Genomic DNA, 14472 nt, shown 5'->3' with positions numbered 1-14472 from the left:
CCCAGACCCGATAAAACAAGAGTCTATTTCCATAACAACTCGACTAAAATAATATGAGCCAGTCCATTTATGAGATTCCGGTAAAAACCGTCACTGGAGAAGATACGACTTTATCCAATTATCAGGACAAAGTCCTGCTGATTGTGAATGTCGCATCAAAATGTGGTCTAACCCCACAATATGAAGGACTGCAAAAACTTTATAATGAGAAGAAAACCGAAGGACTGGAAATTCTGGCTTTTCCTGCGAATAACTTTAAAGGTCAGGAACCGGGTACAGACGAGGAAATCCAGCAGTTCTGCAGTCTGAACTACAATGTAGATTTCCCGCTATTCTCCAAGATCTCTGTCGTGGGTGAAGATCAGCATCCTCTTTACCATTATCTGACCCAAGCTCAGCCGCAACGTACAGGGGGCGAAGATTTTGCAGAGCGCCTGAAAAGTTTTGGTAATACGCCAAATGAATTACCAGAAGTGCTGTGGAACTTTGAGAAATTCCTGGTCAACAAGCAAGGTGAAGTAGTCGCGCGTTTTGCACCCAATATTCCAGCAGATGATGCTCGCTTGCAAGATGCAATCAATGCAGAATTGGCTAAATAATTTGTAACAGTAATGTAAGTATCTATTTCAAGAATAGATACTTATTTTTTAATGTATAATCAAACACTTATAACAAGATTTACCTGGCTCTAAAATCTCCATGATTTACACTGAATTTTTATTTTTCTACAACATTTCATTCCATATTTATCAATGAGTTGAGCCTAATATGCAGTTATCCTAAGAGAGATAACGATAGGTTCAGAACATGAAAAACTTAGTAAAAGCAGTCGTATTTTCATTATCTAGTGCACTTGTGGCGACTTCAGCTTTTGCTGCAGCTCCAGAGCATTATTCCCAACATCATCAGCCACAAAAAACGCATGTTCAGCAACAGTATCATGCACAGCATAAATCCCCTGCACAAGCTCAACAGCATAAACAGGTACATAAGAAAGTAGATCCTTCACGCGATTGGCGCGTAGGTCAAAAAGTACCAACTCAGTTCCAGAGCAAAATTTATAAGGTAGATCACAGCAAATACAAAAAACTCAGCAAACCTGGTAAAAATCAGCAATGGATCAAAGTAAATGGTGACTATATACTTACCAATGTGATGAGCCATAATATTATTAAAATTATTGCAGGATAAGTTTTATCCTCCTCGGTGAAAAAAGAGTGCTTCGGCACTCTTTTTTAATGTCTTAATCATTTGTATTCAAAATATTTGTTATAACTTTGCAACAATCTTTTTTATCTTCACATTTTATTCTTATAGTCATGCATTAGAACCACCTGCTCCGAGACCACGATTTCATGTCCAAGATTCTTGTAAATGCTCTTCTTCCTTTTGCACTATTTAGCTCAGGCGTTTTATTAATGGGCTGTGAACAGGCGACCGAAGCACCGGTCGAGCAAGAACAAAGTACGCTTTCTACTGATCTTGAACCTGCACAGCAAAGTGATCGCACGACGACTGCGCAAACAGAGCTGAAGTCTGGCAATATGTTTTACATTGTCCGTGATGTCGCCGACATGCAATTGAAAGCGGGCAGCTATGTTGAGCAATTGAAACAAACCCAAAGCGATATTGAAACGGCGGTCAGTAGCCAAGACCCGATTCAACTGCAAAAGGCAGCCGATCAGCTACAACAACAATTGAAAGGTTTTAATCAGGCACTCAGTGGACTGAACCTAAAAAGCACTGAAATCAATGATATTCGCAGCAATTTACAAGCTGCCAATCAGCAAGTTTTGGCTTCACCCTTTTTAAATGGCCAAATGGATTTAACTCAAGTGGATATTCAGAAAATTAAAAATCAAATGGGCAATATCCAACTGGAGATGGTGAAACTTGCCAGCATGATCATTTCAGATCATTCAGCTCAAGAAAAAACATCAGAAAGCTAATTTTCTCTTAGCTCTAAACATGCAAGACAGACCTTTCGATCATACTGAACTGGTCTGTCTTGATTTTGCTCTATGTTATGTTGCTGTGGGATTTTGCATTAAAGCCGCATATCAATCACGATACGGCCATCAATTTTACCTTTTTCCATACGATCAAAAATATCGTTGATATTTTCAAGCGGTTCAACATGAATATGTGCTTTGACTTTACCGCGCGCGGCAATATCTAGCGCTTCTTTTAAATCCAGACGTGTCCCAACAATTGAACCACGTACCGTAATTCCCTCCAGCACCATGTTAAAGATCGACAAGTCAAAAGTGCCGGGCGGCAAACCATTTAAGACCATCGTACCACCGCGACGTATAATCGACACGGCTTGTTCAAAGGCTTTCGGAGAAACCGCAGTCACCAAGACACCATGACAACCTTCACCCGTTGCCTGCAATACCGCCTCTTTCACATCGGTTTTTAAGGCATTAATGCCGACATCGGCGCCGAGATTTTTGGCCAACTCAAGTTTTGAGTCATCAACATCAATCGCCACGACATTAAAACCCATTGTTTTCGCATATTGCACCGCCACATGACCTAGACCGCCAATACCGGAAATGGCAACCCAATCCCCAGTTTTAGCCTCGGTCATTTTCAGTCCTTTATAAACGGTGACACCAGCACATAGAATAGGTGAGATTTCCAGTAGATCGACACCCTCAGGAATCACACCGACATAATCACCATCGGCTAAGCAATATTCTGCAAAACTGCCGTTGACCGAATAGCCTGAGTTCTGTTGTTGTTTACATAAGGTTTCCCAGCCCGCATAGCAATGATCACAATGCCCACACGCTGAATATAACCAAGGAATACCGACGATATCACCAACTTCTAAATGTTCAATTCCTTCACCAATTTCAACTACTTCACCCACCCCTTCATGCCCGGGGATAAAAGGTAAGGTTGGCTGAACAGGCCAATCGCCATGCATGGCATGTAAGTCGGTATGACAGACACCTGTCGCGATAATTTTGACCAAGACTTTGCCCGGCGTGACTTTAGGAATTTCGACTTGTTGTATTTGTAGTGGTTGATTAAATGCAGTCACTACGGCTGCTTTCATTGTTGCCATATTTATTCTCTCCATCTTATAAGTGTTGAGATTATTTTTTAAACAACCTTGTTCTACTATAGAGGAAGAATAAATAGGTCAGCGTGATGAATTTGTAAGCAATTCTCTCGGTTTGCTACTTCTTGTGATTCACTGCCTGATGATCGGTTTATCGACTACACCTCACAAAATGTCATGCTGTAAATTTACAATATTTTTAATCTAAAATTTTCCGCATGTTGTTGATAGACCATATCCAAATCCATTGAAAAATTGAGAGTTTTTAAGCATGGGAAATCTCTCAACCAGAAAATAAACAACTGCCTCTTTTTCTTACTTTAAGATTGAGCAAATTCATAAGTATTACAGTTTTTATCTTGTCCGAGTGCACGTTGCACATCTTGCTTAAAACGGGCTTGAGCAAAATGATATTTGGCTGGCAGGAACAGGGTAATTCGAGTTTTGTCAGCTCCCATTCCCTCCACCAACATTTTATGCAGAAAAGCACCATTTTCTGTACGCGCCATCAGCGTGCCCTGCTCCAAATGTTCTTCCAGCCGATTGTCGGTATACACATAAGCTTCTGCTGAGGTGAACGCCACACAATGGTTATAGGCTTGTCTTAGGTTGCGAAAAGCGGATAAATAGGGAATTTCAAGTTCTGTACTGATGCCATTATCCACCGATTCTGCCACCAATGCGGCTTCAGTTGCGACATTCGGTGTGGTGACATATTGGCTTTGGCAGGCAAGCAGCGGCATTGCCAGCAATAAGCAGAAACATAATCGAAGTGTATACATAAAAAGTCCTGACCTATTTTGTTGTTATTGGTAGTGCAGAAATTGTAGCAAAAGCCTGTAGCTGCTTTAATATGCAATATAAGGCCTACAGATTTTTTCATCCACTATGCAACTGATTATTTTTACCGGCGTACAAGCATCGGGTAAGTCCACATTTTATATGTTGAATTTATACCACAGTCATTTGCGTATTAATCTTGATATGCTGAAAACTCGACATCGTGAAAATATAATTTTTGAAGCTGGTTTAGTGTCTAAAACCAAAATGGTGATTGATAATACCAACCCGACACGTATGGATCGTGCACGTTATATTCAACGTGCGCGAGATGCTGGCTTTGACGTGATTGCTTATTATTTTGACACTGATTTGGCCAGTACTTTAGAGCGTAATAGTTATAGAGAAGGTAAGGCCAATATTCCTGAAATTGGGATTCGAGCCACCTATAAAAAATTAGAAATTCCCTGCTATGCAGAAGGTTTTACTGAAATTTTTAAGCTTAAAATTATTGCCAATGGCGAGTTTTCAATCTTACCGATGAACCCATAACCGCATAAACCAGTTATTCAGCTTGCTGCTGTTGCCATGTTTTAAACGCAGCTTGCATGGCTTGTCGTTCATACGGTTTCACCAAGCGACTTTCCAAAGAACTAAAATCACCTCTATAGGTTGCAGCCACCATCTCTTTTGCCAGTTCTTGAATACTGACACGACCACGATGCTCATATTGCTGCACTTCTTCATGCGTCAATTCCACATCCCAACAAGACACCACCGAACTCATATCGACTGCAATACTTAAATAATATTGATCAAAGTCTTGGTAAAGTTCCCAAAAGTGAGGTTCAAAAGCGATGAGATTCATAAGGCAGTATTAGGCAGTTGAATTGAATGAGAATAAATTAAAACATGAATAAAATACATGCAACTTTAGATTGATCAGTTTTTTCAAATACCTTAGGCATAAAAAAACCACCCTTTCGGGTGGTTTCTTCAATCTCAAACCAGCAATTACATTGCACGGTTTTTGATTTTGCGGATCGTTTCCAGCTGAGCAGCAGTTTCTGCAAGAGCAGCCAAAGCAGCAGCAGAGTCCAAATCGCTCTTTTGATTTGCGAGCAATTGTTCAGCGTGTTTACGCGCTTCAATAATTGCCGCTTCATCCAAGTTTTCTGCACGGACTGCTGTATCAGCAAGAACCGTAACAACATGCGGTTGAACTTCTAGAACACCACCAGATACATAGATTAATTCTTCTGTACCGTTTTCCAAAATAACGCGGATCGCGCCAGGTTGGAGCAAAGTTACCAGCGGAGCGTGACCAGGCATAATACCTAACTCACCGCCAGCACCTTTAGCAATTAGCATAGTTACAGTGCCTGAGTACAAAGACTCTTGAACACTTACAACGTCACATTGCATAGTCGCCATGAGAATCTCCTAAATTAGGGAACTAATTAAAGTTTCTCAGCTTTAGCAATCACTTCGTCAATACCACCAACCATGTAGAACGCTTGTTCTGGGATGTGATCGTATTCACCAGCTAGAAGACCTTTAAAGCCACGAATCGTTTCTTTAAGCGGTACAAGTTTACCAGGAGCACCAGTAAACACTTCAGCTACGTGGAACGGTTGAGAGAAGAAACGTTGGATCTTACGTGCACGGTATACAGTAAGTTTGTCTTCTTCTGACAATTCGTCCATACCAAGAATTGCGATAATGTCTTTCAATTCTTTATAACGTTGAAGAACGTTTTGAACTGAACGAGCGATTTCGTAATGCTCAGTACCAACTACAAGTGGATCTAGCTGACGTGAAGTAGAGTCAAGTGGATCGATCGCTGGGTAAATACCTTGAGAAGCGATGTCACGGCTCAATACAACAGTTGCGTCCAAGTGAGCGAACGTAGTTGCAGGCGATGGATCTGTTAAGTCATCGGCAGGTACGTATACCGCTTGGATTGACGTAATAGAACCAGACTTAGTAGATGTAATACGTTCTTGAAGAACACCCATCTCTTCTGCAAGAGTCGGTTGGTAACCTACTGCAGATGGCATACGGCCTAGAAGTGCTGATACTTCAGTACCCGCTAGTGTATAACGATAGATGTTGTCGACGAACAATAGTACGTCACGGCCTTTACCGTTTTCGTCTTTTTGATCACGGAAGTACTCAGCCATAGTCAAACCAGTCAACGCTACGCGTAAACGGTTACCTGGTGGCTCGTTCATCTGACCGTAGACCATTGCTACTTTGTCAAGAACGTTAGAGTCTTTCATTTCGTGATAGAAGTCATTACCTTCACGAGTACGTTCACCAACACCAGCAAACACAGATAAACCTGAGTGCGCTTTCGCGATGTTGTTGATCAACTCCATCATGTTTACAGTTTTACCAACACCGGCACCACCGAACAGACCAACTTTACCACCTTTCGCGAACGGGCATAGTAAGTCGATGACTTTAATACCAGTTTCTAGAAGGTCAGTAGAAGCCGCTTGTTCTGCATAAGAAGGCGCTTGACGGTGAATTGGTAAACGCTCTTCAGTCGCAACAGGACCAGCTTCGTCGATCGGGCGACCAAGAACGTCCATGATACGGCCAAGAGTCGCTGTACCTACTGGTACAGAGATCGGAGCGTTAGTGTTAGTTACGTTCAAACCACGCTTAAGGCCTTCAGTAGAACCCATTGCAATAGTACGAACAACGCCATCACCAAGTTGTTGCTGAACTTCTAAAGTAGTTTCAGTACCGTCAACTTGGAGAGCGTCATAGATCTTAGGAACGCTGTTACGTTCAAACTCGACGTCGATAACCGCGCCGATGATCTGAATGATACGACCGCTACTCATTGCTGTCTCCTCAATTCAAACTAATATATGTTAAACGGCAGCGGCACCACCAACGATCTCAGAAATTTCCTGAGTAATCGCGGCTTGACGCAGCTTGTTATAAATAAGTTGCAGGTTCTTGATCAATTCACCCGCGTTATCAGTTGCAGCTTTCATTGCAACCATACGAGCAGATTGCTCACACGCGATGTTTTCGATCACACCTTGATACACCACAGACTCGATGTAACGAACCAACAAGCCATTTAAAAGCTCTTCAGCTTCAGGCTCGTAGATGTAGTCCCAACCGTATTGACGGTTAAGCGTCTTGTCTTCTTCAGCAGCTGCCAAAGGAACAAGCTGTTCGATCTTTTGGTTTTGAGTCATGGCATTGACAAAGCCGTTAGAAACCAGATAAATACGATCTAATTCGCCTTTATCATAAGCGTCTAACATCACCTGTACAGAACCAGATAACTGTTCAAGACTTGGAGTGTCGCCCACTTGAGTGGTCGCACCAAGCACTTTACCGCCGTAGTTTTTAAAAAACGAAACCGCTTTTTGACCAATCAAAGCAAATTGAACTTCAATTGACTGCTCTTGTTGCTGCTGAACGTGTTTTACCACTTTCTTGAACAGGTTAATGTTCAAACCACCAGCAAGGCCACGATCTGAAGACACAATGATATAGCCAACGCGCTTAACAGGACGTTCAACCATATAACGGTGTTTATATTCAGGATTCGCTTGTACCAAATGAGCAATTACACGGTGCATATTTTCGGCATACGGACGGCCTTGAGCCATGCGCTCTTGCGCACGACGCATCTTAGAAGCTGCTACCATCTGCATCGCGCGAGTAATTTTCTGCGTGCTTTTGATACTAGCTACTTTGGCGCGAATTTCTTTTAAATTTGCCATACGCTTAACCTAGTATTCGAAGGCCCTTACGAGCCCTCGAAGGTTGATTCCGTGAACCAAACCAACACCAATCTAGCAAGTTGCTAAATTAGTAAGTTTGAGTCGCTTTGAATTTTTCAATACCAGCTTTGAATTCAGCTTCGATATCTTTATCCCAAGCACCAGTCTCGTCAATTTTTTGCATTAACGCAGCGTGTTCTGAACGGAAGTAAGCAATTAACGCAGCGTCAAAGTCTACGATTTTCTTAACTTCTACGTCAGCCATGTAGCCTTCGTTAGATGCATAAACTGATACAGCTTGGTCAGCGATTGAGTATGGAGCATATTGTTTTTGCTTCATCAACTCAGTTACGCGTTGACCGTGTTCAAGCTGTTTACGAGTTGCTTCGTCAAGGTCAGAAGCGAACTGAGCAAACGCTGCCAATTCACGGTACTGTGCAAGTGCAGTACGGATACCACCAGACAATTTCTTGATGACTTTAGTCTGCGCAGAACCACCAACACGAGATACAGAGATACCCGCGTTCACAGCAGGACGAATACCTGCGTTGAACAATGATGTTTCAAGGAAGATCTGACCGTCAGTAATCGAAATTACGTTGGTTGGTACGAATGCAGATACGTCACCTGCTTGAGTTTCAATAATCGGCAATGCAGTTAATGAACCAGTTTGGCCTTTAACTTCACCGTTAGTGAATTTCTCAACGTAGTCAGCAGATACACGAGAAGCACGTTCAAGTAGACGTGAATGTAGATAGAACACGTCACCTGGATAAGCTTCACGACCTGGTGGACGACGAAGAAGCAATGAAATTTGACGATACGCAACAGCTTGTTTAGACAAGTCATCATAGATGATCAGAGCGTCTTCACCGCGGTCACGGAAGTATTCACCCATTGTACAGCCAGAGTATGGAGCCAAGAACAGCATTGCTGCTGGATCGGCTGCAGCTGCTGCTACAACAGTTGTATACGCCATAGCGCCAGTTTCTTCTAGCTTACGTACTACGTTTGCGATAGTTGATTGTTTTTGACCAACTGCAACGTAGATACATTTAATGCCAGAGTTTTTCTGAGCGATGATCGCGTCGATCGCCATAGCTGTTTTACCAGTCTGACGGTCACCAATGATCAACTCACGTTGACCACGGCCTACTGGGATCATTGTATCTACTGATTTATAACCAGTTTGTACAGGTTGATCCACTGATTGACGCCAAATTACACCTGGTGCTACTTTTTCAACAGCATCAGAAAGTTTTGCATCAATAGGGCCTTTACCATCAATCGGGTTACCCAAAGCATCTACGACACGGCCAAGAAGTTCAGGACCAACCGGAACTTCTAATACACGACCTGTACAACGAGCTTTTTGACCTTCTTGAAGGCTTAAGTAGTTACCTAAAACAACGACGCCCACTGAATCCTGTTCTAGGTTCAGTGCCATACCGTATAAGCCGCCGTCGAATTCGATCATTTCACCGTACATTGCATCAGCAAGGCCGTGAATGCGCACAATACCGTCGGATACCATAACAATGGTACCTTCGTTTTTAGCGGTCGCGCTGGTGTCCAGATCGCCGATACGCTGTTTAATGAGCGCACTGATCTCGGATGGATTCAGTTGTTGCATTGCGCTATACCTCAATCTTTTTAAAGTTCAGTCTTCTTATTTATTAAGCAAGAAGACGAGTACGCATTTTTTCAAGCTTATTAAGCGCAGAATCATCTATCACTTGGTCGCCTGCACGAATAACCACACCCGCGATTAACGCTGGGTTAACTTCTACAGAAACATTTACGGCAGCTTCGAATTTTTTCTCTAATGCATGCGCAAGTAATTGTTCTTGAACAGAAGTTAATGGGAATGCAGATTCAATCACTACATCCACAGTATTGTTATTCTGTGATTTAAGCTGCTCAAATTCTGCTGCAATCTCAGGAAGAAGAACCAAACGATCGTTTTCAGCAAGCAATGTCAAAAAGTTTGACACTGATGCAGTTTGGTCTTCACCTAAAACTTTAGCGAAAAGAGCCACCTGCTCAGCAGGTGTCAACTCAGGGCGATTTAGATAAGCTGAAAATGCTTCGTCTTGCACCGCAGCACTAAGCAATTCAAGTACAGTTGACCAAGTGTCAGCTGCACTTTGCTCAGAAGCGTAAGCAAATGCTGCTTTTGCGTAAGGGCGTGCCAACGTCAAGAGTTCAGCCATAATCCGCCTCTCTTAAAGTTTAGCAGCCAGCTGAGTCAGCATGGCATTGTGAGCTTCTGCGTCAACTTGTTGGCTAAGAATTTTCTCAGCGCCAGCTACTGCAAGAGCAGCCACTTGTTGACGTAATTCTTCGCGAGCAGCATTGATTTCAGTATCAACAGCATCTTTCGCTTGTTGACGAATACGTTCACCTTCAGCAGATGCTTGAGTGCGCGCTTCTTCTACCAATTGTGCTGCACGACGGTTCGCTTGTTCGATCAATTGAGCCGCTTGAGCTTTTGCCGCGTCTAGTTCAGCTTTCACTTGTGCTTGCGCATCTGCAAGGTCAGCCTTCGCTTTTTCAGCAGCATTTAAGCCATCAGCGATTTTACGCTGACGTTCACTAATCGCATTGATTAGTGGTGGCCATACAAACTTCATGCAGAATGCGACAAAAATCGCAAACGCAATCGCTTGGCCAAACAATGTGAGGTTGATATTCATTGCAAATTCCTCAAATAGTGAATTTCGGAATTAAGCTGATTAACCTACAAATGGATTAGCGAAGATGAAGAACAAGCCAATACCAACACCGATCATAGGCACAGCATCAAGAAGACCCGCGATTAAGAACATACGAGTTTGAAGTTGTGGAGCCAATTCTGGTTGACGAGCTACAGCTTCAAGGAAACGGCCGCCTAGAAGACCAAAACCAATCGCAGTACCTAAAGCACCGAAAGCGATCAAGATAGCAGATGCAATTGCAACTAGACCTAAAGTGAGTTCCATGAAAAATTCCTCAGAGGTTAGGTTTTATACCAAATTAAGTTAAAAAATTGTGTGCCCAACCGCCCGATGACAGTTAGGCCATACCATTAATGCTTTTCGCTTGCCATGCTCATGTACACGATTGTCAACATCATGAAAATGAATGCTTGTAGCGTAATAATCAAAATGTGGAAAATCGCCCAAGGCACAGACAATGCCCACTGGATCCAGAACGGTAATAACGCGATAAGAATGAAGATTAACTCACCCGCATACATGTTACCGAACAGTCGTAGAGCCAATGAAACTGGTCGCGCCAAGAAAGTAGTCAATTCCAACAATAAGTTGAATGGAATTAAAAGCACTTTAGCAACTGGATTACTTGGGTTAAATGGGTTAAGTGCCAACTCACCAACGAAGCCGCCAACACCTTTCTCACGAATACTATAGAAAATAATTAAGAAGAATACAGAAATAGACATACCTAAGGTAATGTTTGGATCTGTAGTCGGAACAATTTTAAAGTAAACCTGATGAGGGTCCACACCCAGCATAGATGCAATCGCCTGTTGAGCTACATAAGGAATAAAGTCAACAGGGATTAAATCCATCAAGTTCATGAGGAAAATCCACACGAAAATGGTTAATGCTAAGGGTGCAATTAATCGAGACTTCCCATGGAAGGTATCACGTACACTTGAATCTACAAACTCGATAATCACTTCAATTACTGACTGGAATTTACCAGGCACGCCTGAATTTGCAGCTTTCGCGACAATCCAGAACAATAAACAGAAGATCAGACCAAGTCCGATAGACCAACCCATTGAATCCAAGTGAATAGCAGTGAACCCCATCTGTTGAGCTTCTTCAGCAGACTCAGCCAACTTCCATGAACCGTCTGGCATTTTGCCATAGGTCATGTTGGTCAAGTGATGCTTGATATACTCGGTCGAAGTAAGGGCATGTTCTTCAGCAGCCATAAATCACACCTGGTCAATGTCAAAAAACTATAGAACAAACGAATATCGCGTGCTGCTTGATATCTCGCCTGCTCCTAAAAAAACTTTTCAATTTTTTGTTGTGTTTAAACTCGTTTTTGTAGACGTGACACCCAAAAAGGAGCGACCCACGACATGGCTTGAACGAGCATAAAACCACAAAACAACGCAACCGGGGATAACGGCTTGACATTGCTTAAAATTAAAATGAAACCAACAATCACAATTGCAAACTTGCCCATCAGGCCTTTATACATGTTCGAAAGAACCTGCTTAGATGCCCGGGCTCCTGCCGCTCGAAATGATTGCCATGAAAAATAACAACTCGCAAGCCAGCAGACGAACGCCCCCAAAGCGGCACTCAAGGCTACGGTTGAGTCTTTCACGACCCAGCCAATCAAGGCTGAAACAGGAATCATTAATGCTTGTAAGAGGACTAAAGCTTTCGCTAATCGTCGGTCAATCAAGCGACTAGTTCGGCTCATTATTTATTCACTCACAGCAAGCATGCTTGACAAGTTTAGCTGATGATTATTTTTAATCGCAGGCATTATAGAGTTACACCCCTGAACATGCAATCTTTTCCCGACCTTAGTCGTGTTTTTTTCAACAGATCAAATGCTGGCAAACTAATCAAAACTTGATTATTTTTAAATCATTGATGGGCATTTAACACACATTTACGGGTTTGCTCGGCCAATTTCTGCCAGGCCTGGATAAAGTCCCCTGCCCCACTCATGCTTTCATCGACACTCTGGAACACAATCGGTTTCAGTTTACGGTACTGATTTTCACCAGCATGTGCTTCTGCCAGCAGACACATTTTGCTCTGCACACGACTGTCTTGCAGATACTTGATTTGCGCCACGGTTGGTGACACATGTGGATCATCGGTTAAGGCTCCCATAAACTTCAGATTCAATGGGCGTTCCAGATATTGATAGGCATCATGATAGGACCAGTAAGGTTTAGCTTTACTTGTAGAACTATAACGCTGTGCAGTCAAAAACATAGTTTGGGCAAATTCACGCGCATTTTTCCAATAGGCTTCCCGATGCTCAGGCAGCTGCTGAGAACGTAATGCAGCAATAAAGAAACCGATGCGCACTGCATTGTTGGGATCGAGCCAGACATGGGTATCAACAGTATCTTTTAATGCTTGCCCACGTGGATTACGCATTGGCAAAGTGGTCAGAATACCCGAATCTAAAATCGCAATACTTTTATTGTTATTGTTCAACACTTTTGCCAACGGTGCTTCATGTGCCTGCCCTAACCAGATCACCAAGCCAGCATCCTGAATCGTTTTACGGTGTGCCGGGGTCAGGCTGACATCATGACCGCTTTGATTGGCCAATAATAAAGTCGGCTGTTCCACGCCTTGAGTAATGGTCTTGGCAATCAGATAAATCGGCTGCGTTGAAACCACCAGACTTTGCGACCAGCTAAGGGTACTGAACAAAGCCAGGCTACACAGGGCAAGGAAACGGAACATGAAGAGAAATCGCTATATAAGGACAAATTTAATAGTGTTATAATATAACAAAATTATAAAAATACCTATGCCCAATCGAAACTCTGGGCGCTTCATGTTAAGATTTGAAATCTTTTAATTTTCAGTTTCGCACCTGAGGTGAACTATGGGTTCATGTTCGCACGAACACCACAATGCATTGCACGGCGTACACGACCATCCAAATGTCGCGCAACGCCTGGCCGAAGCAGAGAGTCTTTGTGCGGCAAGTGGCGCACGCCTCACTCCTTTGCGTAAAGAGGTACTGGAACTGATTCTGAATGCAAGCGGCCCGATGGGTGCGTATGATCTGCTGGCACAAATGAAAAATGCCAGCGACCGTCCCGCTGCCCCACCGACCGTGTACCGTACACTCGACTTTTTATTAGAAAAAGGCTTTATTCATCGCCTGACCTCTATTAATGCCTATATTCCCTGCTGCCATCCGCGTGAAGGCCATCAGGCGGCATTCTTGATTTGTACTGAATGTAAAGCAGTCAAAGAAGCATCTGCACAAGGTTTATTAGAACAACTGGATGCCTTGGCGGCTTCAGACGATTTTAGTGCACACCACAGCATTATCGAAATTTCAGGAATCTGTCAGCAGTGTCGCAACAAAGCTTGAATGCATCACCCTTGATCCAGCTTTGCAAGATCTGGGTCAATATTGATGATCGTGACATTTTAAAGGCTATTGATTTCTCGCTACAGGAGAAAGAGATTGTTACGCTGATTGGTCCGAACGGTGCCGGTAAGTCGACCTTAATAAAGGTCATGCTTGGGATCGTCAAACCGAAATCCGGTGAAATCAAAACGGCGCGTAAGCTGAAATTTTCTTATGTGCCACAAAAATTCAATCCGTCACATAGTCTGCCGCTACGGGTTAAAGATCTGCTGGCACTAGAAAAATGCCCTTCAGCTATTAAAGCTGAAATCATTCGGGATACTGGCATTGCCAAGCTGGAAAATTCCAAAGTTCAACAGCTTTCTGGCGGTGAACGTCAACGTGTGTTGTTGGCTCGTGCCTTATTACGTCAGCCGGATATTCTAGTACTGGATGAACCGATGCAGGGTCTAGATATTCAGTCTGAGGCTGAACTGTATGAATATGTGCGTAGCCTGCCGGAAAAATATGGCTGTGCCATTTTAATGGTCTCGCATGACCTGCAATGGGTGATGCAAGGTACGCATCGTGTGGTATGTCTCAACAAACATATCTGCTGTAGCGGGCTACCGGAAAGTGTGCAGCAACATCCAGAATATCAGGCCATTTTTGGTACCAACCGGGTGTTCTACCAGCATCATCATGACCATTGTGCGCATGGTGACTCCGCGACACCATGCCAGCACGATTCACGTCCCCACATTCACCCCGAGCCGGAAGCTTAAG

At 43.2% G+C, this 14472-nt stretch carries 19 protein-coding genes; 6 read left to right on the top strand and 13 right to left on the bottom strand.

Going from position 1 to position 14472, the window contains the following annotated elements:
- Window positions 1-53: 53 nt before the first annotated feature.
- The 3 genes from AC4MCC_RS00880 to AC4MCC_RS00870 all read left to right on the top strand — a co-directional run bounded on the left by AC4MCC_RS00880 (window position 54) and on the right by AC4MCC_RS00870 (window position 1949).
- The gene (locus tag AC4MCC_RS00880) at window positions 54-599 is read left to right on the top strand and encodes a glutathione peroxidase (RefSeq protein WP_491885548.1); all 546 of its coding nucleotides are present in this window, start codon (window positions 54-56) and stop codon (window positions 597-599) included.
- Window positions 600-807: 208 nt separating this feature from the next.
- On the top strand, window positions 808-1191 hold the full coding sequence (locus AC4MCC_RS00875) for an RcnB family protein (protein WP_419364976.1): 384 nt from the start codon (window positions 808-810) through the stop codon (window positions 1189-1191).
- 164 nt (window positions 1192-1355) lie between these two features.
- Window positions 1356-1949 carry a PM1805 family lipoprotein gene (locus AC4MCC_RS00870; RefSeq protein WP_491885547.1) on the top strand — a complete coding sequence of 198 codons (594 nt, stop codon included), beginning with the start codon at window positions 1356-1358 and terminating at the stop codon, window positions 1947-1949.
- 98 nt (window positions 1950-2047) lie between these two features.
- On the opposite strand, the gene adhP is transcribed toward AC4MCC_RS00870, so the two are convergent.
- Window positions 2048-3076 carry an alcohol dehydrogenase AdhP gene (gene adhP, locus AC4MCC_RS00865; protein WP_067762726.1) on the bottom strand — a complete coding sequence of 343 codons (1029 nt, stop codon included), beginning with the start codon at window positions 3074-3076 and terminating at the stop codon, window positions 2048-2050.
- Between the two features lie 317 nt (window positions 3077-3393).
- Window positions 3394-3855, bottom strand: a complete 462-nt coding sequence (locus tag AC4MCC_RS00860; RefSeq protein ID WP_067762727.1) for a hypothetical protein — start codon at window positions 3853-3855, stop codon at window positions 3394-3396.
- A gap of 106 nt (window positions 3856-3961) precedes the next feature.
- Here AC4MCC_RS00860 and AC4MCC_RS00855 point away from each other — a divergent pair, with 106 nt between their 5' ends.
- A complete protein-coding gene (locus tag AC4MCC_RS00855; protein ID WP_067762728.1) occupies window positions 3962-4405 on the top strand; it encodes an AAA family ATPase in 444 nt (147 codons plus the stop codon).
- A gap of 13 nt (window positions 4406-4418) precedes the next feature.
- On the opposite strand, the gene AC4MCC_RS00850 is transcribed toward AC4MCC_RS00855, so the two are convergent.
- From AC4MCC_RS00850 to AC4MCC_RS00800, 11 genes are all read right to left on the bottom strand, one after another.
- A complete protein-coding gene (locus AC4MCC_RS00850) occupies window positions 4419-4721 on the bottom strand; it encodes a hypothetical protein (protein WP_067762729.1) in 303 nt (100 codons plus the stop codon).
- A 146-nt stretch (window positions 4722-4867) separates the two neighbouring features.
- Window positions 4868-5287: a F0F1 ATP synthase subunit epsilon gene (locus tag AC4MCC_RS00845; protein WP_004780711.1), complete on the bottom strand. Its 420-nt coding sequence runs from the start codon at window positions 5285-5287 to the stop codon at window positions 4868-4870.
- A gap of 26 nt (window positions 5288-5313) precedes the next feature.
- Window positions 5314-6708, bottom strand: coding sequence for a F0F1 ATP synthase subunit beta (gene atpD, locus AC4MCC_RS00840; protein WP_004780710.1), 1395 nt, complete (start codon window positions 6706-6708; stop codon window positions 5314-5316).
- A gap of 30 nt (window positions 6709-6738) precedes the next feature.
- Window positions 6739-7608, bottom strand: coding sequence for a F0F1 ATP synthase subunit gamma (gene atpG, locus AC4MCC_RS00835; RefSeq protein WP_004780708.1), 870 nt, complete (start codon window positions 7606-7608; stop codon window positions 6739-6741).
- Between the two features lie 88 nt (window positions 7609-7696).
- A complete protein-coding gene (atpA, locus tag AC4MCC_RS00830) occupies window positions 7697-9241 on the bottom strand; it encodes a F0F1 ATP synthase subunit alpha (protein ID WP_004780707.1) in 1545 nt (514 codons plus the stop codon).
- Window positions 9242-9284: 43 nt separating this feature from the next.
- A complete protein-coding gene (locus AC4MCC_RS00825; protein ID WP_419364982.1) occupies window positions 9285-9821 on the bottom strand; it encodes a F0F1 ATP synthase subunit delta in 537 nt (178 codons plus the stop codon).
- 12 nt (window positions 9822-9833) lie between these two features.
- Window positions 9834-10304, bottom strand: a complete 471-nt coding sequence (locus AC4MCC_RS00820; protein WP_067731406.1) for a F0F1 ATP synthase subunit B — start codon at window positions 10302-10304, stop codon at window positions 9834-9836.
- A gap of 39 nt (window positions 10305-10343) precedes the next feature.
- Window positions 10344-10589 (bottom strand): F0F1 ATP synthase subunit C, encoded by a 246-nt coding sequence (gene atpE / locus AC4MCC_RS00815; protein WP_000424060.1) that lies wholly within the window; start codon window positions 10587-10589, stop codon window positions 10344-10346.
- An 86-nt stretch (window positions 10590-10675) separates the two neighbouring features.
- Entirely contained in the window at window positions 10676-11551 is an 876-nt protein-coding gene (gene atpB / locus AC4MCC_RS00810; RefSeq protein WP_004970145.1) for a F0F1 ATP synthase subunit A, read from the bottom strand.
- 104 nt (window positions 11552-11655) lie between these two features.
- Window positions 11656-12054 (bottom strand): ATP synthase subunit I, encoded by a 399-nt coding sequence (locus AC4MCC_RS00805; RefSeq protein WP_166139355.1) that lies wholly within the window; start codon window positions 12052-12054, stop codon window positions 11656-11658.
- Between the two features lie 170 nt (window positions 12055-12224).
- Window positions 12225-13064 (bottom strand): metal ABC transporter solute-binding protein, Zn/Mn family, encoded by an 840-nt coding sequence (locus AC4MCC_RS00800; protein ID WP_180168100.1) that lies wholly within the window; start codon window positions 13062-13064, stop codon window positions 12225-12227.
- A 145-nt stretch (window positions 13065-13209) separates the two neighbouring features.
- On the opposite strand from AC4MCC_RS00800, the gene AC4MCC_RS00795 reads away from it, so the two are divergent.
- On the top strand, window positions 13210-13707 hold the full coding sequence (locus tag AC4MCC_RS00795; protein WP_005233384.1) for a transcriptional repressor: 498 nt from the start codon (window positions 13210-13212) through the stop codon (window positions 13705-13707).
- A complete protein-coding gene (gene znuC / locus AC4MCC_RS00790) occupies window positions 13689-14471 on the top strand; it encodes a zinc ABC transporter ATP-binding protein ZnuC (protein WP_419364987.1) in 783 nt (260 codons plus the stop codon). The genes AC4MCC_RS00795 and znuC overlap by 19 nt, the downstream gene beginning before the upstream one ends.
- Window position 14472 lies beyond the last annotated feature (1 nt).

This window comes from Acinetobacter sp. CAU_H_56 (assembly GCF_058599425.1).
This window is presented reverse-complemented; position numbering and strand designations above follow the sequence as displayed.

Bases quoted from the DNA above. Each gene is read 5' to 3' on its own strand.
- AC4MCC_RS00880 (WP_491885548.1), top strand. From the start codon at position 54: ATGAGCCAGTCCATTTATGAGATTCCGGTAAAAACCGTCACTGGAGAA.
- AC4MCC_RS00875 (WP_419364976.1), top strand. From the start codon at position 808: ATGAAAAACTTAGTAAAAGCAGTCGTATTTTCATTATCTAGTGCACTT.
- AC4MCC_RS00870 (WP_491885547.1), top strand. From the start codon at position 1,356: ATGTCCAAGATTCTTGTAAATGCTCTTCTTCCTTTTGCACTATTTAGC.
- adhP (WP_067762726.1), bottom strand. From the start codon at position 3,076: ATGGCAACAATGAAAGCAGCCGTAGTGACTGCATTTAATCAACCACTA.
- AC4MCC_RS00860 (WP_067762727.1), bottom strand. From the start codon at position 3,855: ATGTATACACTTCGATTATGTTTCTGCTTATTGCTGGCAATGCCGCTG.
- AC4MCC_RS00855 (WP_067762728.1), top strand. From the start codon at position 3,962: ATGCAACTGATTATTTTTACCGGCGTACAAGCATCGGGTAAGTCCACA.
- AC4MCC_RS00850 (WP_067762729.1), bottom strand. From the start codon at position 4,721: ATGAATCTCATCGCTTTTGAACCTCACTTTTGGGAACTTTACCAAGAC.
- AC4MCC_RS00845 (WP_004780711.1), bottom strand. From the start codon at position 5,287: ATGGCGACTATGCAATGTGACGTTGTAAGTGTTCAAGAGTCTTTGTAC.
- atpD (WP_004780710.1), bottom strand. From the start codon at position 6,708: ATGAGTAGCGGTCGTATCATTCAGATCATCGGCGCGGTTATCGACGTC.
- atpG (WP_004780708.1), bottom strand. From the start codon at position 7,608: ATGGCAAATTTAAAAGAAATTCGCGCCAAAGTAGCTAGTATCAAAAGC.
- atpA (WP_004780707.1), bottom strand. From the start codon at position 9,241: ATGCAACAACTGAATCCATCCGAGATCAGTGCGCTCATTAAACAGCGT.
- AC4MCC_RS00825 (WP_419364982.1), bottom strand. From the start codon at position 9,821: ATGGCTGAACTCTTGACGTTGGCACGCCCTTACGCAAAAGCAGCATTT.
- AC4MCC_RS00820 (WP_067731406.1), bottom strand. From the start codon at position 10,304: ATGAATATCAACCTCACATTGTTTGGCCAAGCGATTGCGTTTGCGATT.
- atpE (WP_000424060.1), bottom strand. From the start codon at position 10,589: ATGGAACTCACTTTAGGTCTAGTTGCAATTGCATCTGCTATCTTGATC.
- atpB (WP_004970145.1), bottom strand. From the start codon at position 11,551: ATGGCTGCTGAAGAACATGCCCTTACTTCGACCGAGTATATCAAGCAT.
- AC4MCC_RS00805 (WP_166139355.1), bottom strand. From the start codon at position 12,054: ATGAGCCGAACTAGTCGCTTGATTGACCGACGATTAGCGAAAGCTTTA.
- AC4MCC_RS00800 (WP_180168100.1), bottom strand. From the start codon at position 13,064: ATGTTCCGTTTCCTTGCCCTGTGTAGCCTGGCTTTGTTCAGTACCCTT.
- AC4MCC_RS00795 (WP_005233384.1), top strand. From the start codon at position 13,210: ATGGGTTCATGTTCGCACGAACACCACAATGCATTGCACGGCGTACAC.